Here is a 22,815-nt window from a genome sequence, read left to right on the forward strand (position 1 = left end):
AGCGGCGCGGAAGACGGCGAGCTGAGGAATGCTTTCGACGACTTGCGGCGCTATGCATTGCACCACTTCGAGTCCGAGTCGGAACTGATCCGCGACTGGCCCGTCAACCGCGCGTACAAGGAAGCGCATGCCAAGGCGTACCGCAGTTTCACGGAACTGATCAACATGGCGGATGCCTTTGTGGCAACGCAACTTGTCGATGTGGTCGACCATCTGCTGGGCTTCCTGGTGAAGTGGCATATCGCCGGGGTAGATGCGCGGTTGATCAGGCAGATGATGGCATTGCGCTCGGGTGGTGCGGATGGGCAGGCGGATGGCGGCGGCGATCCCCTGCACGACGTGCTCATCGACATGCTGGGTGATTTCTACGACAGCGTCTGCGCGCGCACCTTCGAAGTGATGGCATTGAACCGCCGCCTGCATGACGAGATCGAGCAGCGGCGCCGCACCGAGCTGGCGTTGAAGCAAAGCGAGGAACGCTTCAGCACCCTGTATCGGCATGCACCGGTGCCGATCTGGGAAATGGACTGGTCGAAGATCAAGCAGGCGCTGGCTGCGTTGCGGGAGAATGGCGTCGAGCATCTGGAGGCATGGCTGGATGAAAAGCCGGGTGAGATCAGGCGCCTCGCTGCCTTGGCCCGGGTTGTCAACGCGAACGATGCGACGCTTGCGCTGGTCGGCGCGGGCAACATGGAGCAATTGCCTCGCACGCTCGACGCTTATCTGAGCGAATCGGCAATGCGCGACTTCGCGCAGCAGCTGGTGAAGGTCTTCAACGGACAGCTTGTGTTCGAGCACGAAAGCGAACTTGTTCGACTGGACGGCGCGATGCGGCAAATCATGGTCAAGCGCTTCGTTACGCCCGGCCATGAGCAGACCCTTTCCAGCGTCATCCTGACCACGGCGGACATCACTGAACGCAAGCGCGTCGAGCGCGACCTGATCGAGGCGCGTGACAAGGCGACGGAGGCGACGCGCGCCAAATCCGAATTCCTCGCCAACATGAGCCATGAGATCCGCACGCCGATGAACGGCATCATGGGCATGATCGAACTGGCGCTTGACACGACCCTGACCGCGGAACAGCGCCAGTACCTTTCCTATGCGCATTCATCGGCGGAAGGGCTGCTGGGGATCATCAACAATATCCTCGATTTCTCGAAGATCGAGGCCCGAAAGCTCACGCTCGAATCGGTCGCCTTCGATCTTCGCAAGACCCTGCATACGATGGCCGCGCCGCTCATGGTGCGCGCACAGCAGAAGGGATTGTGGCTTGACGTGTGCATCGATCCCGACATGCCGGAATCGCTGCTGGGCGATCCGCTGCGTCTCTCGCAGGTCCTGCTCAACCTCGCGGGCAATGCGCTCAAGTTTACGGAGACCGGCGGCGTGACGCTGGAGGTGGTTCCGCGCAAGCGCGAGGGCGGCCGGATCCTGACAGCCTTTGCCGTCAGGGATACCGGCATCGGCATCGATGCTGCGCAGAGCGAGCTGATTTTCGAGCCGTTTACGCAGTCCGATGCATCGACCAGCCGGCAGTTCGGAGGGACTGGCCTCGGCCTGGCGATCAGCCGCATGCTGGTCGGCCTTATGGACGGCCAGATCGAGGTGCAAAGCACGCCGGGCGAGGGAAGTACATTCTCCTTCGAAGTGTGGCTTGGCCTTGCGGACGAAGATGCCCAGCGCGGCGCACCTTCCGGCGTGCAAGCACTGCGACGGGCGCCGGTGCCGGTGAATGCATCGCTGGAGATTCTGCTCGTGGAAGACAACGAGGTAAACCGCAAGTTCGCGCTCACCGTCCTGCAGAAGGCAGGACATCGCGTCACTGCCCTGGAAAACGGCAAGGAGGCGGTTGAGTTGCTGGAATCGGTGCGCTTCGACCTCATCCTGATGGACGTGCAGATGCCGGTCATGGATGGCCTCGAGGCGGTCAGGCGCATCCGTGCGCTGCGCATCGACACGCCGATCATTGCCCTGACGGCGCATGCGATGACGGGCTATCGCGACATCGTCATGGAGGCCGGCATGAACGATTACCTTGCCAAGCCGATCCGGGGCCGCACTCTGCTCGACAAGATCGATGAATTAATGCGTGGCGTACAAAGCACCGCTGCGGTGGAAGTGCTGTCAGCATCCGATGCGCCGCGTACGCCGCCGGTGTTCGACCTCGATGAAGCACTGGCCACCGTTGACGGCGATGCCGTGCACTTGCAGATGCTGGCAAGGCTGGTACTCGAACAGATCGATACCGACCTGCCCGCGATACGGCATCTTGCGTCCGGCCAGGACGCGCAGGGCCTGAAGGACATGGCGCACCGTCTCAAGAGCAGCCTCGGCTGCATTGCGGCCTATGCCGCGCATGCCGCTTGCGTGGCGCTGGAAACGCAGGCGAAAGCGCCGTCGCCGCAGGATTTTTCGGCGGCATGTGAGCACCTTGCGGACGAGGCCGCGCGCCTGTCGCCGGTATTACGGGACGTCGCGGCAGGCATTTTTTCTTTTCAACTGATGGATGAAGCCGCTAATGAACATTGATTATTCCAGGGACCTGCGCATTCTCGTGGTGGACGATGTACAAGTACATCGTTTCCTGATGAGTTCCGGCATCGAGAGGGTCAACCCGTTCGTGCATGTCGAACAGGCATCCGGCCTGGAAGAGGCTATCGCCAGATTGAATGACCAGCACTTCGATGCCGTGGTCTGCGACTGGAAGATGGCGGGCGGCGACGGCAACAGCCTGGTCAAGTGGATGCGGGCCCGCGCGAATTACCGCCGCGTCCCGTTCATCATGATCTCGGGCAATGCGGACAATGAAGACATCATTCGCGCCTTCATGGAGTTCGGCGTCGATGCCTATGTGGTCAAACCGTTTTCCGCGAAAGATCTGTACGACAAGATCATGGCCGCGCTCCACAAGCGCAAGAGCACGTAGATGAAGCGTATCAAGGTCATGCTGGTGGACGATTCCGCCGTGGTGCGCCAGGTCGTCACAGGACTGCTGGAGGGCGAGCGCGACGTCGAGGTGATTGGCGCGGTGGCCGATCCGCTGCTTGCCATGACGCGCATGAAGACCGAGTGGCCGGATGTCATCGTGCTGGACATCGAGATGCCGCGCATGGACGGCATCACCTTCCTGAAGAAGATCATGGGCGAGCGCCCGACGCCGGTCGTGATCTGTTCGACGCTGACCGAGAAGGGCGCGCAAACGACGATCGAAGCCATGGCCGCCGGCGCGGTGGCGGTCATCACCAAGCCGAAGCTTGGCTTGAAGCAGTATTTGAAGGACAACGCCGACGACCTGGTGAACGCGGTGCGTGCCGCCGCCCGTTCGAACGTCAGGCGGATTGTGTCGAGCCACGCGCCGCCCGTCATCGTTGAAAAACACTCGGCCAGCGTGATTCTTCCCCCGCCTGGCAGCGACGCGATGACGCGCACCACACAACGCGTGGTGGCGATCGGCACCTCGACCGGCGGGACCCAGGCGCTGGAGGCAGTGCTGGCGGGCTTGCCGCGCGTCTCGCCGGGCATCGTGGTCGTGCAGCACATGCCTGAAAAATTCACCGAGGCGTTTGCCGCGCGCCTCGACAGCATCTGCCAGATCGAGGTCAGGGAGGCACGCAATAACGACCGCGTCATCCAGGGGCAAGCGCTGATCGCGCCGGGCGGCAAGCACATGCTCTTGCGTCGCCAGGGCGCCCAGTATTTCGTCGAGGTCGTCGATGGCCCGCTGGTCAACCGCCACCGGCCTTCCGTAGATGTGCTGTTCCGCTCCGTTGCCAAGTGCGCCGGCCCCAACGCGCTGGGCGTGATCATGACCGGGATGGGCGACGATGGTGCCGCGGGCCTGCTGGAGATGCGCAATGTCGGCGCCCGTACGTTGGCGCAGGATGAAGCGAGTTGCGTCGTGTTCGGCATGCCCAAGGAAGCGATCAAGCGCGGCGGGGTGGCGAAGACCGTGCCGCTCGCCGGCATCGGCAGGGAAATCATGCAGGAGCTGACGCTGTGATTCACCAGTATGGATGAGCCCCGCATGGAGTTTGTCTGTAGTGAATCACCTACAGCATCTGTATTCGAAGCCGCTACAAAAACATAATAGTTTCTTGATGGAAAGTTTGAATTTGCTTGAGTATCTTTGATCATTGGGATGAAGTCGCCTGCCCCTGGGGATCGATAGAGGCAGTGCCGTCCTCCGAGGCCGTCGAAGCACATTTTTAAATAGCCCTCGAGGCAGGTGCGCTGGACAAAGCTCTTCGATCGGCTCGCCCAGCCTGTTTGTCGGGTTGTTGAACAGGCTCTGATCTTTCTTCAGGAAGCATTCGCAACCGGATCTGATGTGCTTGCGGATGCACGCACGTCGCCGGCAAGAAGACGCCACTGCGCTGCGGCGATGGCCGACAGAAGCACGAGAATGAACCGTAGCGAAAGACCGATATGCAGACGAATTCAACGTTGAATTTTCCGACGCGCCAGGCAGCATTGCTGTCCACACTCGAATTCCTCGCCTTCAACCTGGGCGGCGAAGAATACGGCATCAACATCCAGACGGTGCAGGAACTGCGGGGCTGCGAAGCCGTGACGCATATTGCCAATGCTCCGGACTGGTTGAAGGGCGTGATCAACCTGCGTGGCGCGATCGTGCCGATCGTGGACCTGCGCATCAAGTTCAATCTTGGACAGGTGGAATACAACGCGGTCACGGTGGTGATCATCGCCAATGTGGCGGGCCGGGTGATCGGCATGGTGGTGGACAACGTGTCGGACGTGATCACGCTGGAGCCCAGCCAGGTCAAGCCCGTGCCGGAAGTCGGCTCGGCGCTGGATACCGGTTACATGATCGGTATCGGAACGCTGGCGGAGCGCATGCTGATCCTGATCGATATCGAACAGCTGATGTCGGGCACGGACACGGGTCTGGTCGAGAGGCTGGCAGCGTGAGTCGCATGATGCCGCGTATAGGTCCGGTCCGTCGTCATTTTCCGTGCGCTGCGCCTTATCACGCCCGGCAACGCGTGCCATGAGGTGCTGCGCCGTGAGGAGACCAGAATAATTCAATCAATACGTCCAGTTCAAAGAGGCTTTACAACATGTCTTTCGCAAATCTGAAAGTCGGAACGCGGCTAATGGCCGGTTTCGGCATGGTCATTCTGCTGCTGATCGGGATTACGGGATTGGGAATTGCGCGCCTGAGTGCGCTCGACGACAGCGCCAACCTGATTGCCGCGAATTATTATCCGCGGGTGATGATCGCCAACAAGGTACTGGAGGGTGTGAGCTTGCAGGCAGCGAGCCTGCGCAACCTGATGATCATCGACAGGCCGGAAGAGATCAAGGTTGAACTGGAAAAGAGCGAAGCCATCAGGAAAGACATTGCCTTCAATGTCGACCAGCTCGATAAACTGCTGTTGACCAAGAAGGGAAGAGAGATCCTGGGCGCCTTGCAGGCCGCTCGCACAAAATACCTTGCCGTACGCGGCGAATTCCTCAAATTGCTGAATGAGGACAAGCGTACTGATGCAGGTCTTTACCTGCTGAACGTCGTCACGCCAGCGCAGGACGCGTATCTGGTGCAGATAAAGGGCCTGGTCGACCTGGGCGGCAAGCTGATGGAAAAAGGCGGCGCCGATGCGACCGCGAAATATCACGAAGGCGCCATGATGATGCTCGGCCTGGCCGCCGTCGCGATCCTGGCGGCGATTGGCTTCGCGGGATGGGTCGCACGCAGCATCACGCGCCCGCTGCACGCAGCGGTGCAGGTCGCGCAGACCGTGGCGTCCGGCGACCTGACGAGCGAGATCGAAGTAAAAACCACCGATGAAACCGGGCGTCTGATGCAGGCGCTGAAAGACATGAACGCCAGCCTCGCCAAGGTGGTGAGCGAAGTGCGCACCGGCACGGATGCGATTGCCACCGCGTCCACCCAGATCGCGACGGGCAACCAGGATCTGTCGGCGCGCACGGAACAGCAGGCCGGCTCGCTGGAGGAAACAGCTTCCTCGATGGAGGAGCTGACGTCGACAGTGCGGCAGAACGCGGACAACGCGCGCCAGGCCAACCAGCTGGCGATTTCCGCATCCGAAGTGGCGCGCAAGGGCGGCGAGGTGGTGGCGCAGGTGGTCGATACGATGGGTTCGATCAACACCTCCTCGCGTAAGATCGTGGATATCATCGGTGTGATCGACGGCATCGCCTTCCAGACCAACATCCTTGCGCTGAACGCTGCCGTAGAAGCCGCCCGTGCCGGCGAGCAGGGCCGCGGCTTCGCTGTCGTCGCCGCCGAAGTGCGCAACCTCGCACAGCGCTCCGCCGCCGCCGCCCGGGAAATCAAGGCACTGATCGGCGACTCGGTGGAGAACGTTGATGCTGGCGCAAAACTGGTCGACCAGGCCGGCGACACCATGCGCCAGATTGTCGACAGCATCCAGCGCGTCACCGACATCATGGGCGAGATCATGGCGGCCAGCCAGGAACAGACCTCCGGCATCGAACAGATCAACCAGGCTATTACGCAAATGGACCAGGCAACGCAGCAAAATGCCTCCCTGGTGGAAGAAGCCGCGGCGGCATCGGAGGCGATGCAGGACCAGGCCGGCAGGCTTGCGCATGCGGTCAGCGTCTTCAGGCTTGCGGGTGCGCGGGCATCGGTCATCGCGCTGGCAAACAGGCCTGCACCCGGAAGTGCTCAAGCAGCGCCGGGAGCGGTCGACCGCGGAGCGCGCGACATGGTGGCAGCGCGATCGCGCCCCCTGCCCCTGCGGACGGGCACCAACGACGAATGGGAACAGTTCTAACCCATGAAGAACCTCGACGACACAGCGCGCAGCATCGCTGACAGGATCGGCCTGACGCAGGACGAGCTCGTTCAGCGCAAGGCTTTCCTGGAATTCGACGAGGAAGATGTCGCGCTGCTGCGCGGCATCGACAAGCCGCTGTCGGAGATGCGGCATGCCGTGGCGGAAAAGTTTTTCCATTACCTGCTGGCGTTTCCTCCGCTGAACGCGCTACTGTCGGACCCGGATGCCGTGGAGCGCCTGCGGCGGGCGCACGACCGCTATTTCAGCCAGCTTACCGCTGGCGCGTACGAACAGGCCTACCTGCAAGACCGCGTGCGCGTGGGCGTGGTGCACCGACGCATCGGGCTCGATGCAAAATGGTATATCGGCGCCTACCGCAAATACCTGTCTGCCATGGCGCCCACGCTTTGGTCCCTGCTGGACGGCGATCCGCAACGGTTCCTGCCCACTTTCGATGCCTTGCTGAAGATCGTTTTCCTGGACATCGGGCTGGCGCTCGAAACCTATTTCGAAATCGACCGCCAGGCGATCCTGCAGCACAAGAATTTTGCCGAGCAGGTGATCGCCGCCATGCCTTCCGGCGTGATGGTGGTCGATGCGGCGCAACGCGTACGCTCGATCAACCAGGCAATGTGCGAATTGTGCAGCATTGGAACCGAGAAGAACGCCCTGGGCCTGCCACTGCACACGGTCATTCGCAGCAACCAGCTGCTGGAATGCATGACGCAGCCGTTTGGCGGGCTCGCGCTGGTGCTGATGATGCCCTCACTAGTGGGATCGCGCCATATCGAATTCCATATCTCCAAAACCTTGCTGGAAGGCGAGACGTTGTGGTTGCTTGTGGCGCAGGATGTCACGCAGCGTGTCTGTGCGGAAGAGGAGTGGAAGCGCTTCCGGCTCGGCATGGAGCACTCCACCGATGCCATCTATGTCGTGGACCGCGCCAGCATGCGCATCGTCGACGTGAACGAAACTGCCTGCAAGATACTGGGCTACACCCGCGAGGAGATGCTGCAGCTTGGGCCGTACCAGACGCGCGTGGGCCTCAGCCAGGCGCAGCTGGAGGCCTATTACGATGGCATCGCCTACAGTGCCACCCAGCAGGCGGTGACGCGGTCGCAGCTCCGGCACAAGGACGGCACGCACTTGCAGGTTGAAATACACATGCGGGCATTGCGCTCCGGCGGCCGGCTTGTCATGGTGGCACTGATCAAGGATCTTACGGAGCGGCTGCAGGCGCAGGCCGCGTTGCGCGCGAGCGAAGAGCGTTTCATTGCCACCTTCAACCAGGCCGCGGTCGGCCTCGCCCACGCGACGGTGGAAGGGCGCTGGCTGCGGGCAAACCAGAAGCTACTGCAGATCACCGGCTATTCGGAAAATGAACTGCTGGGCATGACCGTGTTCGAGCTCACGCATTACGACGACTTGGAAGCGACGCGGGAACTGATCCGCCGCAGTCTTTCTGGCGAGCTGCGCGACTACTCGACACAGAAGCGCTACCGGCGCAAGGGCGGCAGCTATGTGTGGGTGGCGGTCTCGGTGTCGCTCGTGTCCGATGCGGTCGGCGTGGCGCCTTATTTCATTGTGGCGGTGGAGGACATTTCCCTGCGCAAGCGCATGGAGCTGGAGCTGCGCTATTCGGCCTGCCACGATGCGCTCACTGACCTGCCGAACCGTGCCTTGCTGCAGGACCGCCTGTCTCAGGCGATCGTCTATGCGCAGCGCGCGCAACGGTATGTGGCGGTGATGCTGATCGACCTCGACCGCTTCAAGAACATCAATGACAGCCTTGGCCACGATGTCGGCGACCAGGTCATCGTCGAGATCGGCCGCCGCCTCAGCCGCAACACACGCAATGGCGACACCGTGGCGCGCCTCGGCGGCGATGAGTTCGTGGTGATCCTCGCCGACATCGGACAGGAGGAAGACGTGGCACGCCTCGCGCAGCAGGCGCTGCTGTCACTGACGGAGCCGCTCGTGGTCAAGGGCCAGGAACTTTATCCGAGTGGCAGTATTGGCATCAGCTTGTATCCGAAGGATGGCAATGAGGGCCCAGGCCTGCTGCGAAGCGCCGACATGGCGATGTACCAGGCGAAAGAGCGTGGCGGAAACAATTTCCAGTTCTATGCCCACGAGATGAATGCCCGCGTACTGGAACGGCTGCAACTGGATGCGCGGCTGCGCCGGGCGCTTGACCAGGATGAATTCGTGCTGCATTACCAGCCGCAAGTGGATATCGCGACCGGAAGGATCGTCGGCGTGGAGGCGCTGGTGCGCTGGCAGCCGCAGGACGGCCCCATGGTCCCGCCCAATCATTTCATCCCGGTGGCCGAAGAGACCGGCCTCATCGTGCCGATCGGAGAGTGGGTGCTGCGCACCGCCTGCGCGCAGAGCAGGGAGTGGCAACGCGCCGGCCTGCCTGCGATCCGCACTGCCGTCAACCTGTCGGCGCGCCAGTTCGTTCGGCAGGATATCGTCAGGCTGGTATCGCAGGTCCTGCAGGACACCGGCTGCTCGGCGGATGCACTGGAACTGGAGATTACCGAAAGCGTCATCATGAAGAACGCCGAGGTGGGTGCGCAGACGCTCGCGCGCCTAAACGACATGGGCATCAGCCTGTCGATCGACGACTTCGGCACCGGCTATTCGAGCCTCAGTTATCTGCATCGCTTTCCGATCCACACCCTGAAGATCGACCGCTCGTTCATCCGCGACATCGCCAGCGCGGACGACGACGCCCCCATTGCCAGGGCGGTCATTCTGCTGGCGCACAGCATGAACCTGCGCGTGGTTGCCGAAGGCGTGGAGACCGAAGAGCAACTCGCTTTCCTGCGCAAGCATCATTGCGACCAGATCCAGGGCTATTACTTCAGCCGGCCGGTCCCGGCGGCGCAGATCGAAGACCTGTTGCGGGCCAATCAGGCGTTGCGCGGCGCGATTGAAGAAGCTCCAACGGTAAAGATTGGCAATAGCCGCTAAGGCAAGCAGCATCCGGTTTTCGCCGCTGTGCTGGTTCGCGCCGTACCACTCGCCCGTCACGGGCTCCTCTCATTTCACTCCTTGTCACCGAGCAGCCTGGCAGGCGGTCCGATCGGGTCGCCGCATGCTTCCCTTGTTTTTTGTTTATGATGTATCGCACGAATGCGGCTATGTGCCAGGCGGATACAAGCCTGATGTGATCGCTGGTATGCTGCAAGACTGGGCCGGCAGTTTTCCTGCCAAACGGGAATCGATCCGGAAGGGGGATCGATCCGGAAGAAGCGAGGTCGGAATACCTTTCGCATCCGCACCGTCCTTTTCCAATCAGACATTCAATCAACCATGAGCTTCCAGAACCTTGACCTGAATCTGCTGCGAGTCTTTGATGCCGTCATGACTGAGCAGAACCTCACGCGTGCGGCCAATTCCCTGGCAATGACCCAGCCGGCAGTATCGAATGCGCTCAAGCGCCTGCGCGACGCGCTGGATGATGAATTGCTGGTGCGAACCGCCCATGGCGTGCGCGCAACGCCCCGTGCGGAAACCTTGTGGCCGCCGATCCGGCAGGCCCTTTCGACCCTGCAGAGCGCCATCGCGCCTGACCTGTTCGACCTGTCACAGGTACAGATCACGTTCAGGCTCGCCATGGCGGATTCCACTGCCGTGCTGTTCCTGCCGCCGCTCGTGCGGTCCATCGAGCGCGAAGCGCCCGGCATCCGGGTGCAGATGGTGCCCCTCACGACGCGCGAGCCGCGCCCCATGCTGATCCGCAGCGAGATCGACCTCGCGATCGGGTATTTTCCGGGTGTGCTGGGACAGTTGGCATCGGGGCAGGGCACGATCACATCCAAGATCCGGCACCAGCGCCTGTACAGCGGCAAATATGTCTGCGTGATGCGCAAGGACCATCCACTGGCAGCCAAGGAACTCACGCTCGACGCCTATTGTGCCGCGCATCACCTGCATGTCAGCTTCTCGGGTCGTGCGCACGGACTGGTCGATGATGCCCTTGCCAACCTGGAACGGGAGCGTACTGTCCTTCTGACCGTCAACCAGTATTTCACCGCGGGCAAAGTCATCGCCAATTCCGATCTCCTCACCGTGCTGCCGATACACCTGATCGCCGCCACAGGCATGGCCGAAGTGCTGATCTGGAAGAAGCTCCCATTCGAACTGCCGGACATCAACGTGGACATGCTCTGGCATGAACGTGATTCGCAAAGCCCCGCGCATAAATGGCTGCGCGAGCAGATGATCTCCTCGGTGGAGGAAAGCGCCAACCCGGTGGAGAAAAACGCGGCGTGAAGGGCGTGAGATGCAGCGCCGGTGCTTGCCCCCGGCGCGACGTGCAAACGAACGGTCAGTAGTTATAGCCAACGTTCAGGCCAGCGCCCCAGTCCGGGCTGCCGTCTGAAAATCCCTTGGTCGCGTAGGCCTGCATCTTGTAGCCGCCGCCCAGCTTGCGCGAATAGAAAGCGGTGAGCTCGCGCTGATCGAATCCGGCATCGGTCGACTTGCTCCGATAATCGAAGACCGCGCCTGCGCTGCCTTTGTCATCCAGCTTGTAGGAGAGGCCCGCATTGGCACTGACCACGTTCTTGAGCTGCAACGTGCTGGAGCTTCCCAGCACGCCGTAACCCACGCCGCCGAACCAGGTGGTGTTGCCAAACTTCCTGTACGGATCAACCATCAGCCAGTAATCGCTTTCGCCGGTGCCGAGTCCCTTGGCGCTGTCGGCGGTTCCCCACTTGATCTTGCCGGTGACGTCGACGCCGGCCTGCAAGGCGGGATCAAGCATGAACGAGTAGGTCGCGGCCGTGGTGACATCGCCCAGGCCGGATGCCGTCCGCACTTTCGTTGTGGTCGGGCGCACCGCACCGACGCCGGCAATGACGCTGTCCGAACCGGTGATGCGCACGTAAGGCACGGTCACCTTGAAATTCCAGTTCCCGGTTTCGTAATTGCCGATGAGAGGGATCGACGAAATCTCGGTGCGCGTGTTCGTGCCGTAGTTGCCGGTGCTGTAATCGAATCCGGTCTTCGCGGTGAAACTGCCGTCCGCGAACGCGGCTTGCGACAACAGTGCGGCAGCGGCCGCAATACTCAGTTTTTTCATTCTTTCAACAATCAGTCTAGCCAATAAAAAAACCGGGCAACACATGTTGCCCGGCGAGAAACGTTAATTAGTTGCGGCGCGTGCGCTCAACTTTTTCAGGGCGCTCGACCCGTTCAATCTTTACCGGCCTTTCAATTTTTTCCACCTTGGCGATCTTTTCGAGTTTCTCTACTTTCTCGACTTTCTCCACCTTCTCGACCTTTGCCGGCCTTTCCACTTTCAGCGCCAAAGCCGCGTCGTGGTGCTCTTCGGCTCCGGCCTTGTTCTCCGCTGCCCTGGCCTTGCCTGCCTGGGCTTGCTGCGGCAGCACGACAGTGGCGCCATGCTTCTTCGCGGTCACGCCGTCGGGCAGCGTCGCACCACGCTTGTAGACGGTGGCACCTTTCCTGGCAACCGTGCTGGTGGTCGTGCCGGTCGTTGTGCCAGTGGTCGTGCCGGCAGTCGTCGTGGTGGTGCCGGTGGTAGTTCCGGTCGTCGTGCCAGCTGTCGTGGTGCCGGTGGTTGTTCCGGTCGTTGTGGTTCCAGTCGTCGTGCCAGCCGTCGTGGTTGTCGTCGTGCCGGTGTCGGTCGTTGCGGTAGTGGTCGGTGTGGTGGTCGGCGTGGTCGTGGTCGTGCTTGTCGTTGTATCGCCGGCCGTTGCAGTCGTGGTGGACGTCGTGTCAGTCGTTGCAGTCGTGGTTGTACCCGTCGTCGTGCTTGTGGTCGGCGTGGTGGATGCCGTTGTGGTCGTCGAAGCCGTATCGGTTGTCGTTGCCGTTTGCGCAAACGCTGCGCCGGTGGACAGCAGAGCGGCAAAGAGTGCGCTCAGTACAGCAGTGTGTTGCATGGACTTGGTACGTTTCATTCTTTTCTCCAATGACAGTTGTCAAACAGTTGATGCAAGGACATCTTACGGTTTATGCACCGGATCGAGAGCCACCCAAGTTGTATCAGCTGTAAGTGAATGCAACTGAAAGTGGCAATCGCAGGTGTGACTGCTGGAGAAGTTAAAAAAAGATTATTGAATCCGCACTGTACTGAGTCGTCTGCATGTTGTCGGTGTGATGACATTGTCAAGTCAACAGCAATGCTCCGAGCTTGTTGATTGCCATTCCGCCAACGACCAGCCAGGCGAAGATCGTCGCCCCCAGAAGCATGGGCCTGATGCCGGCCCGAAGGAGGGCGGAGAAGCGGGTGCCTACGCCAAGCGACGCCATGGCCATGGCAAGCAGCCACGTATCGACGTTGATTGCATATGCGACGGCTGACGGAGGCAATGCGAAGAGCGAATGCAGCGCCACGACGCCGATGAATGCAAATGCAAACCAGGGAATGACGATGCGCGCCCGGCCGGCGCCGCGCTCCTGCACGTCACATGACGTGGTGCGCGCAAGCCACGCCGACAGCAAAATGAGGAAGGGCGCCAGCATCATGACACGGACCATCTTGGCGATGACCGCGGTATTGGCGGCTTCCTGGGTGACGGCGCGTGCCGCCGCAACTACCTGCGCCACTTCGTGAATGGTCGAGCCGGCATAGATGCCGAACGCAGCAGGGGAAGTGTCGAGAAGACCCCATTCCAGATTGAGGTGGTAAAGCAATGGATACAGAAAGATGGAGAGCGTGCCGAAGAGGACGACGGTAGCGACCGCCACCGCGATCTGCTCGGCCCGCGCGCGCACAACCGGCCCGGTGGCCATCACCGCAGCGGCGCCGCAGATCGAGCTGCCGGCGCCGATCAGCATGGCCGTGTTGCGGTCCAGTTTGAATACGCGCACGCCAAGCAGCGTGGCGAGGGCAAAAGTAGAGCAGAGCACGCAAGTGTCGATCAGGATTCCCGCCACGCCGACGTCACCGAGGTCCCGGAAAGTCAGGCGCAAGCCATATAGTACGACGCCAAGCCGAAGAAGGTATTGCCGCGAAAAGGCAAGACCTGCGTCGCATGGCGCGGCGAGTCGCGCGAACGCCGTGTTGCCGATGGCGACGCCGAGCACGATGGCGATCGTCAGCGCGCCGAACCCATGCGACTCTGCCCAATTGAAGCTGCCAAGGAATATAGCGGTTGCGGCAATGACGCCGGAGAGGGCCAGGCCGGGCAGCAGTGCAGCCACGCGGCGCGCAGGTACGAATCTCGTTTTTCGCTGTGCGTTTGCGGCATCAAGAGGGATCAAAGCATCCATGTTCATCCAGTGAATGGCCGGATCAACTCCGGATGCGTGCAGTGTATGCCTGCACAATCAAACAGTAAAACAAGTTATATTTGTATAATTGAACGATTATTTAGCTTGAAAAAGACATGCGCATCACCTTGCGACAATTGCAGATTTTTCTTGCGGTAGCCCACTCGGGAAGCACATCGGCAGCGGCCGGCATCGCGGCGCTCTCGCAATCCGCCGCCAGCGCTGCGCTGAATGAGTTGGAAGGCGCCCTGAACGCCAGGTTGTTCGACCGTGTCGGCAAGCGGCTGGTCCTGAACGACAACGGCCGCCTGCTGCTGCCGCAGGCGAGACAGATGCTCGACGCCGCGGCGGCAATCGAACAACAGTTTGCAGACGCGGATGCTGCGGGCGCCAGCGGCCTGCGCATCGGTGCCAGTACCACGATAGGAAATTATCTCTTGCCCGCGATCCTGGGGCGATTCTCCCAGCATGATGGAAGGGCGCCGCCCCATGTCATGATTGCCAATACTGCGGACGTCGCCCGCGCGGTGGCGAACTTCGACATCGATGTCGGCCTGATCGAAGGACCGTGCCACGAACCAGACCTGCAGGTGGAGCCATGGCTGTCCGATGAGCTCATCATCGTGTGTGCCGCCTCTCATCCGCTGGCGGCCATGCAGAAGCAGGCCAAGGGTGCAAAACCTGGCAGGGTTCCGCTCAAGGCATTGCGCGAGGCGCGCTGGATCTTGCGCGAGCCCGGTTCGGGAACGCGCGAGGTGATGGAGCATGCCTTGCTGCCGCACCTGCACTACCTGCGCCCGGCTGGCGAATTCAGCAATGCGGAGGCCATCAAGCGTGCGGCTGCGGCCGGCATTGGCGTTGCGTGCCAGTCGCGTTATGTGGTTGCGGACCTAATCGCGATCGGACAGCTTGTCGAGGTGCGAACAACACTGCCGGCATTGCATCGGCGGTTTTATCTTGTATACAGCAGGCAAAAAGTTGTCACGATGCGGCTGAATGCATTCATGGAGTTTTGCAGGAAGCTGCAATTCAAACGTTAGCGGTCAGTCGTCGCGCAGGCGAATGAACGAAGCAACGACCTTGTTACGTTTGACTAACCGGGGAATGGAGCTTTGCCCCGGAGGGGCGGAAGAGAGCGCTGGAAGGTACAAAAGCTGTGAGTGCGATTCATCAAATCGCGTCACCGGACGAGGCCTAGCTGAGTGATCTGATGGCCCAGTAGATCAGTGCGATGCTCACGGCGGCGGAAGACAGCATGCACGCTACCGCTTGCAGCTTGTTGACGTTGAAGCCGGTATTTGAACGCGCAATCACTACTTCTTGTCTTGCTTGATCCATGGCATCCTCGTTGGGCAGGGGAAATGGTTTCTGAGGATCATTGTATCTGCATGACGCCGGGAATCAATAGTCCGTTCGGCAACATTGCCGTTCTTTATGTTGAGTATTGTCAACGCTTCAATGCAATTTGCAATGACGAAAAAAAGCCCGCGAATCTTGCGATTGCGGGCTGAATCCAATTCAAGAAGAGTTGGAGGAGACAGAAAGAACTATACAGCCGCCCCGTTCTATCGTCCGCTTTATTGTTGCAATAACAGATATTCCAGAAGTGAATATCTTATTTTTGCCGTGGTTTCCGGGCTGGTGGGGCGTCGCCTCGCGGAGCGCGCGCCTGTGACGTGCAGGTCTTCCCGGTTTTCTTTTTTGCCCAGAGCGATCCGGAAGCAGGCCTTGCCGTGCTCCCGTCCGGGCGGCGCGGGCCTGCCGGCTTTCCTGTTCCGACAGGGTCGGTGCGCGGCACCAGGTGGCGTTCACTGTTGCCGATCAAGTCGGAGCGGCCCATGCGGTGCAGGGCTTCGCGCAGGATCGGCCAGTTTTCGGGATCGTGATAGCGCAGGAATGCCTTGTGCAGCCGCCGGATCTTGCCGGCGCGCGCCGTCTCGACCACTTCCGAATCAGCTGAAACCTTATGCAGGGGATTGCGTCGCCCGTGGTACATCGCCGTGGCCATCGCCATCGGCGTCGGCAGAAAGGTCTGCACCTGGTCGATCTGGAAGTTGTTGTTCTTCAGCCAGAGCGCCAGGTTGAGCATGTCTTCGTCGGTCGTGCCGGGGTGGGCGGCGATGAAGTAGGGGATCAGGTACTGGTCCTTGCCCGCTTCCTTCGAATAGCGCTCGAACATTTCCTTGAACTTGTAGTACGTGGAGATGCCGGGCTTGCCCATCTTCGACAACGGACCGTCCTCGGAATGTTCCGGCGCGATCTTCAGCAGGCCGCCGACATGGTGCGTCACCAGCTCCTTCACGTATTCCGGCGAGCGCACGGCGAGGTCATACCGCAGGCCGGAACTAATGAGGATCTTCTTGATGCCTGGGATTGCACGTGCCTTGCGGTACAGCTGGATCAGCTTGCTGTGGTCGGTATTGAGGTTGACGCAGATGCTCGGGTACACGCAGGAAAGCCGGCGGCAGGTGCGCTCGATCTCCTTGTCCTTGCACGAGAGGCGGTACATGTTGGCGGTGGGCCCGCCCAGGTCCGAAATCGTGCCGGTGAAGCCTTTCGTCTTGTCACGAATCTGCTCGATCTCATGCAGGATGGATTTCTCCGAACGGCTCTGGACGATGCGCCCCTCATGCTCCGTGATCGAGCAGAAGGTGCAGCCGCCGAAGCAGCCGCGCATGATATTGATCGAGAAGCGGATCATTTCCCAGGCAGGGATGCGCGCATTGCCATAGGAGGGGTGAGGGCCGCGTGCAAAAGGCACACCGTAAATTCCGTCCATTTCGTCCATCGCCAGTGGCAGCGGCGGCGGATTCAGCCAGACGTCGCGTTCACCGTGCGCTTGGGAGAGCGCGCGCGCATTGCCGGAATTCGATTCGAGGTGCAGCATGCGCGAGGCATGCGCATACAGGACCGGATCATCCTTCACCGTCTCATAGGAAGGCAGCCTGATCACGGTTTTTTCACGCTGTTCCTTCAGCGCTGCCTGACGTTCCTCCCGGCTGAGGATCCGCACAGGCTGTTCCACCGGCTTCTGTTCCGTGGCGCAGGCTGCCGACTCCTTTTCCTTCGTTTCGTAGGGATCCGGAAGCGGATCGACACGTCCGGGCGTGTCATAGTGGGTTGAATCGACTTCGATCCAGTCGTCCGCCGGCTTCCAGCCGTGCGGGGCCATGAAGGCCGTGCCGCGCAGGTCGCGGATCGACCTGATGGGTTCGCCGGCGGCGAGACGATGCGTCAAGGCTACCAGCGCGCGCTCCGCATTACCGAACAACAGCAGATCCGCCTTGGAGTCCGGCAGGACCGAGCGGCGCACCTTGTCCGACCAGTAATCGTAATGCGCGATGCGGCGCAGGCTGGCTTCGATGCTGCCGACAACGATATTGGTATCGGGATAAGCCTCCCGCGCACGCTGGGCGTAGACAACCAGCGCACGGTCCGGGCGCTTGTTGGGCTCGGCATTCGCTGTGTATGCATCCTCCGAACGGATCTTGCGATCCGCCGTGTAGCGATTGATCATCGAGTCCATGTTGCCCGCGGTAACACCGAAATACAGGTTCGGCTTGCCGAGGGCGCGGAATGCCTCTGCGGAATGCCAGTCGGGCTGGCTGATGATGCCGACGCGGAAACCTTGTTTTTCCAGCAAGCGCCCGATCAGTGCCATGCCGAAACTGGGATGATCGATATACGCATCGCCTGTGACCAGAATGACGTCGCAGGAGTCCCAACCGAGCGCATCCATTTCGGCGCGCGACATTGGCAGGTACGGCGCCGGAGTGGTGTAATCGGCCCGGTAGCGGGGGTAGGAAAAGATGTTCGTGGGTGCGTTCATGTTGGGGCGGATTGTACTGGTAGACGACTCGCCAGAGACCGTCGTGACAGTAAGGTTATCCTGTCATCGGTCAGGCGTGAAACTTCGTGCGGCCGAATTGCATCCGGATGCCGCCGGTAAATGGTAATGGGCCGGAATTATGCCTGCTACACCATGCTATTGACCGTCGCGGCCGATTTCTTTTCCCAATGCGGCGGCCGGAACTCCGTTATCAGACATTCATCCAATCTGGGCTGCAGCTGCCGGCCGCAGCGCTAAACGAAAGGAGATAACCATGATGCGCTCGAACGAAATCCAGCAACGTTTCAGCCAGATTGAAAGCGCGATTCATCAGGCGGCGCAGCGCTGCCAGTCGGCGCAAGCGATTCCGATGGATCTGAAGGACTGCATCCAGCAACTTGATCAGAGGGCGACGCAGGCAAGGAGCACATTGCAGTCGCAGGATGAAAACCAGATTCGCCAGTGTGTGGACGATCTAGAGCAACTGGGCGATCGCGCCAAGGATGCATGCGAGCATTCTTCCAGCAATGTGGATGGCGAACTGCGCAACGCTATCATGCAGGCACATCGCGAACTATCCGACCTCAAGCATCAACTGCACTGATTCGCCTGCAATCCTCGCGAAGGGCTACCTTCGCGAGTTTCTGTCCTTCCTCACCTCGCCTTACTTGCCGGGAACCGCGTCCGGCAACACTACATTAACGTCCAGCACTTCCAGGTTGCCCTGGCGGTCGAGCGAGATCTTGATGTCTTCGGCGTTGACCTTGGCATACTTGGAGATCACGTCGATCAGTTCCTTGTGCAGCGCAGGAAGGAAGTCGGGGCCATCGCGTCCATTGCGTTCGCGCGCGATGATCACCTGCAAGCGCTCCTTCGCCATGTTTGCGCTTTTGGGCTTGCTGTTGAACAGGAATGAGAGTAGCGCCATATTACTTGCCCTTGAACAGTCTCTGGAACAGCCCCGGTTTTTCATAAGCGGTGAAGCGCAGCGGAACTTCATTGCCGAGGAAGCGCGCCACGACGTCCTGGTAGGCTTCCGCGACATCGCTGCCCGCCATGTGGATGGCCGGGTTGCCCTGGTTCGAGGCATGCAGCACCGATTCCGATTCCGGGATGATGCCGATCAGCGGGATGCGCAGGATTTCCTGCACGTCGGTATAGGACAGCATTTCACCGGCGTCGACGCGCTTGGGCACGTAGCGCGTGATCAGCAGATGCTCCTTGACCGGCGTGTCGCCGTTGAGCGCGCGGCGCGACTTGGCCTGGATAATGCCGAGGATGCGGTCAGAGTCGCGCACGGAAGAGACTTCGGGGTTGGTAACGACGATGGCTTCGTCGGCGAAGGTGAGGGCCATCACGGCGCCGTGCTCGATGCCTGCGGGGGAGTCGCAGACGATGTACTCGAAGCCCATGCCGGCCAACTCGTCCAGCACGCGTTCCACGCCTGCTTCGGTCAGCGCATCCTTGTCGCGCGTCTGCGAGGCGGGCAGTACGAACAGGTTCTCGCAGTGCTTGTCCTTGATGAGGGCCTGGTTTAGGGTCGCTTCATTGTTGACGACGTTGATGAAGTCATAGACCACGCGGCGCTCGCAGCCCATGATGAGGTCAAGATTGCGCAGGCCGACGTCGAAATCGATAACTACCGTCTTGTGCCCTCGCATCGCCAGTCCGGATGAGAAGCTGGCGCTGGAGGTGGTCTTGCCCACGCCTCCCTTGCCGGACGTTACAACAATGATCTTGGCCACAAACAAACTCCTTTCAGAAAAGTCGAAAACTAGACGCGAATGGATATTACATCGATCCGATCGCCTGCAAGACGGACCTGCGCCGGTTTTTTCGCCAGATCCTGCGGCAAGCCGCTCTCGAAGGTGCGGTAGATTCCGGCAATGGACACCAGTTCGGCTTCCATGCTGAGTGAAAAAATCCGGGCTTCGGCATTGCCGCTGGCCCCGGCCAGCGCGCGTCCGCGCAGCGGTGCATAGACGTGGATACTGCCATCGGCGATCAGTTCGGCGCCATTGTTGACGATCGCCGTCACGATCAGGTCGCTGCCGCGCGCATAGATGCGCTGACCGGCGCGCACCGGCGTGTCAACGATCATCGCGGGAATAGCCGCGGGGACTGTCGCGACGGGCTGGGGCGAGACGACCTCGGCCACCTTGACCGGAGCAGTGGCAGGCGCTGCGTCCTGCACATCCTCCGTCTCTTCATGGCGCGGTTTGGCCAGCGTGTCGATGCTCAGACCGCAGGCGATGATCGCCGGCTCCATCTCGGGTGGAGCGCCGCGCACGGCGGCCGGGTTCAGGTTGTAGGCTTTGAACAGCGTTGTCAGCGCGGACCAGTCGACGCTGTCGCCAGTTTCGCAGCCGGCGACATCGATGACGGCGAATTCATGATCGAAATAATCGGAAGCGCCGCCGGTCATGCGTTTCATCGCTTCGTCCAGTTGGGCGAGGTCCGTTGTCCGCAGGATGACGGACACGGCGACGACGGTGGAAATCTTGATCTCGATCGGCTTGCTGCTTTGGGTCTTTGACATAAATGCTAATCGGTTGCAACCGTTGCTGAAGTGCTTTTCTGGAGAATGCGTTGGCGGCCGGCGGCCTTGCGCACGCATTCCGGAAAAGGGCTCCGTTGAGCAAAAAAGACAATGCCCGGCCGGATAAATGAATCGGGCCGCATGGAAGGCGGCCCGAACGTGGCGGGAAGTCAGCTTCCCTTGCGGCGCATTGAATTTTTGCTCACCACTCGCTCTGTGCTTGAGAATATTATACCTGTTGCCGTCGCGCCACCTCGTGATTCGGCCTTTGATATGCCCGACCGTTGCGGGAAAGTCGGTGCCAGGGCGCGGTTCACAGTGCTCACTGTTGCAGCAAGCAGCAAGCGCCGGGATTAGAGGGAGGTTGCGGCTGCCCGCCGGAGGGCTGTCGAATGAATGAATCAACCCGGCCAGTTGCGGTCAGCGCGCGGGCACTTTTTCGCACAGCCGCCAGTACTTGCGCAGCAGTTGCACCAGGTTCATGTCTATGCCCGGGGTCATGTACGTCCAGGCGTTGCCCTGCCTGAGCATGCGAGGCAGACGCCGTGCCTTGACGCCAGCCTCTGGTGCGGATTCGTCTGGCTGGTCCGCCCGTTCTTCCGCTCGCGTGCCACCGTCGTTACGGAAGTCCAGCCATTCCTCGACGAACATGGACTGCATCCGCTCCAGTTCATGGGCAATGGCTTCCGGCGCCGGGCAGCGGATCTCGTCGCGAGTCGGCGGATAGTCGATAGTCCACGGGCCATATACGTCGTCCTGTATGCTGCGATAGAGGCGCGGCGTGTGATTTGCATAGAAATGTTCGACCGTGAAAAACGCCGCCGAGAAGTAGAGGTTTCTCGCTTCGATATGCCAGCCGTGGATGTCGACGCCGGACTCGAAATAGAACAGCGCGAAGAGGGAGCCCGGCTTTCCTGGCGAATATGAAATGTATACCTTGGGCTGCATTCACTCATAGCCTGAACAAGCTGGTGGGCGCCGGCTGGCAATGGCGGGCGGTGCTGGCTTGCCGCCTGACTGAAGCGCAAGATTCCGACGCAAGCGAAATGTACTTCGTCCTTTTATAGACAAGCCTTGATCCGCCAGGTTCGCCCGCACGGAGATTGCCGTCGCATTCGCACCTCTTCCACTTCACATTCGCTTTCTGAACTGAAACACGTGCTCGAACCAATTTCCCGCGCAGAGTGACCGCGAGTAGCTTTTAATCAAATAGCAGCCGGATTTAATTGGCTATTCTCTGATCCGGTTTGCCAGGCTGGGCATTCGATATCGGAACGTGGCGAATCGCGCCGCTGCGTTGATGTGCACGGATTCCACTGCGTTGGCAAATGTCACTTCACATAACGCGAGAGGAAATCATGGATACACAACGAGTAGCACTGGTCACTGGCGGCATGGGCGGCTTGGGGGAAGCAATCTGCAGAAAGCTGCACACCGCGGGATATCGCGTGGCTACGACCTACTCTCCCCATAACGACCACGCCGAGACGTGGCTCAGGGAACAGAAGGAACAAGGATTCGATTTTTCAGGATACAAGGTCGATGTTTCCGATTTCGCTTCATGCGAAGCGAACGTGATGAAAGTGGTCGGCGACCACGGGCGTATCGACATCCTCGTGAACAACGCCGGCATCACCCGGGATACGACGCTCAAGAAGATGTCGTTCGAGGACTGGCATGAAGTGATCAAGACCAACCTCGACAGCGCATTCAACATGACCAGGCCGGTGTTGCACGGCATGCTCGAAAGCCAGTGGGGCCGGATCATCAACATCTCCTCGGTCAACGGCCAGAAGGGCGCTTTCGGACAGGCCAATTACTCCGCCGCCAAGGCCGGCCTCCACGGTTTCACCAAGGCGCTCGCGCTGGAGGTCGCCAGCAAGGGCATTACCGTCAACACGGTTTCGCCGGGATACCTGCGTACCAAGATGGTGATGAAGGTGCCGAAGGAGGTTCTTGAGAAAAAGATTCTTCCGGAGATCCCGGTCGGCAGGCTTGGTGAGCCGGACGAAGTTGCCGCGCTGATCGCCTATCTCTGTTCCGAGCAGGCGGGATTCCTCACCGGAGCGAACATCGCCATCAACGGCGGCCAGCACATGTGCTGATCGCAACTCCGACGGCCGGACACGGCCGTCATTCCCATTCCTTGCACAAATGCCGTAAAGGGCCCTTTTGACAGCGCGCCCGAGTGAAATGTATTTCAATCGGGAGTGTCCTTGATGTGTCTCAATGAGCGTTGGAAGCGGGTGGAAGAGCGGGTTGAATGCGAACAGAATATACACGCTTCACTCTCACTACATCCCGTCAGATCATTCATGCTCTTTTCAGCTCGCCGCCTGCGCAACGGATCGGATGGCAGGCGGAACGGATTGCCGGAAGAGGCGCGAGCGCCATGCGCATACAGG

19 protein-coding genes are annotated in these 22,815 nt (G+C 60.4%); 10 read left to right on the top strand and 9 right to left on the bottom strand.

The features are described 5' to 3' along the window. The 7 genes from VJ698_RS22280 to VJ698_RS22310 all read left to right on the top strand — a co-directional run. A partial coding sequence (locus VJ698_RS22280) for a hybrid sensor histidine kinase/response regulator (protein WP_324105014.1) occupies positions 1–2,532 on the top strand: 2,532 nt, incomplete at its 5' end. Next, positions 2,522–2,929, top strand: coding sequence for a response regulator (locus VJ698_RS22285; protein ID WP_324105015.1), 408 nt, complete (start codon positions 2,522–2,524; stop codon positions 2,927–2,929). The genes VJ698_RS22280 and VJ698_RS22285, both read left to right, overlap by 11 nt. After that, on the top strand, positions 2,930–4,003 hold the full coding sequence (locus tag VJ698_RS22290) for a chemotaxis response regulator protein-glutamate methylesterase (RefSeq protein ID WP_324105016.1): 1,074 nt from the start codon (positions 2,930–2,932) through the stop codon (positions 4,001–4,003). It abuts the gene before it with no gap. 425 nt (positions 4,004–4,428) lie between these two features. After that, the gene (locus VJ698_RS22295) at positions 4,429–4,932 is read left to right on the top strand and encodes a chemotaxis protein CheW (RefSeq protein WP_324105017.1); all 504 of its coding nucleotides are present in this window, start codon (positions 4,429–4,431) and stop codon (positions 4,930–4,932) included. Between the two features lie 149 nt (positions 4,933–5,081). After that, positions 5,082–6,785 carry a methyl-accepting chemotaxis protein gene (locus VJ698_RS22300; protein ID WP_324105018.1) on the top strand — a complete coding sequence of 568 codons (1,704 nt, stop codon included), beginning with the start codon at positions 5,082–5,084 and terminating at the stop codon, positions 6,783–6,785. 3 nt (positions 6,786–6,788) lie between these two features. Continuing rightward, on the top strand, positions 6,789–9,767 hold the full coding sequence (locus tag VJ698_RS22305; RefSeq protein WP_324105019.1) for an EAL domain-containing protein: 2,979 nt from the start codon (positions 6,789–6,791) through the stop codon (positions 9,765–9,767). A gap of 342 nt (positions 9,768–10,109) precedes the next feature. Then, positions 10,110–11,072: a LysR family transcriptional regulator gene (locus tag VJ698_RS22310; protein ID WP_324105020.1), complete on the top strand. Its 963-nt coding sequence runs from the start codon at positions 10,110–10,112 to the stop codon at positions 11,070–11,072. Between the two features lie 55 nt (positions 11,073–11,127). On the opposite strand, the gene VJ698_RS22315 is transcribed toward VJ698_RS22310, so the two are convergent. From VJ698_RS22315 to VJ698_RS22325, 3 genes are all read right to left on the bottom strand, one after another. Next, on the bottom strand, positions 11,128–11,883 hold the full coding sequence (locus tag VJ698_RS22315; protein WP_324105021.1) for a hypothetical protein: 756 nt from the start codon (positions 11,881–11,883) through the stop codon (positions 11,128–11,130). A gap of 67 nt (positions 11,884–11,950) precedes the next feature. Beyond that, a complete protein-coding gene (locus tag VJ698_RS22320; protein WP_324105022.1) occupies positions 11,951–12,727 on the bottom strand; it encodes a hypothetical protein in 777 nt (258 codons plus the stop codon). Between the two features lie 208 nt (positions 12,728–12,935). Then, on the bottom strand, positions 12,936–13,973 hold the full coding sequence (locus VJ698_RS22325) for a YeiH family protein (protein WP_324105023.1): 1,038 nt from the start codon (positions 13,971–13,973) through the stop codon (positions 12,936–12,938). 185 nt (positions 13,974–14,158) lie between these two features. On the opposite strand from VJ698_RS22325, the gene VJ698_RS22330 reads away from it, so the two are divergent. Next, positions 14,159–15,082 carry a LysR family transcriptional regulator gene (locus VJ698_RS22330; protein ID WP_324105024.1) on the top strand — a complete coding sequence of 308 codons (924 nt, stop codon included), beginning with the start codon at positions 14,159–14,161 and terminating at the stop codon, positions 15,080–15,082. A 154-nt stretch (positions 15,083–15,236) separates the two neighbouring features. Here the strand turns inward: VJ698_RS22330 and VJ698_RS22335 are convergent, their stop codons facing one another. Further along, complete coding sequence (locus VJ698_RS22335; RefSeq protein ID WP_324105025.1) at positions 15,237–15,380, bottom strand: hypothetical protein; 144 nt, start codon at positions 15,378–15,380, stop codon at positions 15,237–15,239. Positions 15,381–15,657: 277 nt separating this feature from the next. After that, a complete protein-coding gene (locus tag VJ698_RS22340) occupies positions 15,658–17,871 on the bottom strand; it encodes a YgiQ family radical SAM protein (protein WP_324105026.1) in 2,214 nt (737 codons plus the stop codon). Positions 17,872–18,145: 274 nt separating this feature from the next. On the opposite strand from VJ698_RS22340, the gene VJ698_RS22345 reads away from it, so the two are divergent. Then, positions 18,146–18,475 (top strand): hypothetical protein, encoded by a 330-nt coding sequence (locus tag VJ698_RS22345; RefSeq protein ID WP_324105027.1) that lies wholly within the window; start codon positions 18,146–18,148, stop codon positions 18,473–18,475. Positions 18,476–18,535: 60 nt separating this feature from the next. Here VJ698_RS22345 and minE read toward each other — a convergent pair whose 3' ends face one another. The 4 genes from minE to VJ698_RS22365 all read right to left on the bottom strand — a co-directional run bounded on the left by minE (position 18,536) and on the right by VJ698_RS22365 (position 21,358). Further along, entirely contained in the window at positions 18,536–18,799 is a 264-nt protein-coding gene (gene minE, locus VJ698_RS22350; RefSeq protein ID WP_324105028.1) for a cell division topological specificity factor MinE, read from the bottom strand. 1 nt (position 18,800) lies between these two features. Further along, positions 18,801–19,616 carry a septum site-determining protein MinD gene (gene minD, locus VJ698_RS22355; protein ID WP_324105029.1) on the bottom strand — a complete coding sequence of 272 codons (816 nt, stop codon included), beginning with the start codon at positions 19,614–19,616 and terminating at the stop codon, positions 18,801–18,803. Positions 19,617–19,645: 29 nt separating this feature from the next. Beyond that, positions 19,646–20,410, bottom strand: a complete 765-nt coding sequence (gene minC / locus VJ698_RS22360; RefSeq protein ID WP_324105030.1) for a septum site-determining protein MinC — start codon at positions 20,408–20,410, stop codon at positions 19,646–19,648. A gap of 420 nt (positions 20,411–20,830) precedes the next feature. Further along, a complete protein-coding gene (locus VJ698_RS22365) occupies positions 20,831–21,358 on the bottom strand; it encodes a hypothetical protein (RefSeq protein ID WP_324105031.1) in 528 nt (175 codons plus the stop codon). 410 nt (positions 21,359–21,768) lie between these two features. Here VJ698_RS22365 and phbB point away from each other — a divergent pair, with 410 nt between their 5' ends. Next, on the top strand, positions 21,769–22,515 hold the full coding sequence (gene phbB / locus VJ698_RS22370) for an acetoacetyl-CoA reductase (RefSeq protein ID WP_324105032.1): 747 nt from the start codon (positions 21,769–21,771) through the stop codon (positions 22,513–22,515). The last annotated feature ends 300 nt before the right edge of the window (positions 22,516–22,815 follow it).

Origin of the sequence: Noviherbaspirillum sp. (genome assembly GCF_035254685.1) — a bacterium.
Taxonomy (GTDB): domain Bacteria; phylum Pseudomonadota; class Gammaproteobacteria; order Burkholderiales; family Burkholderiaceae_D; genus Noviherbaspirillum.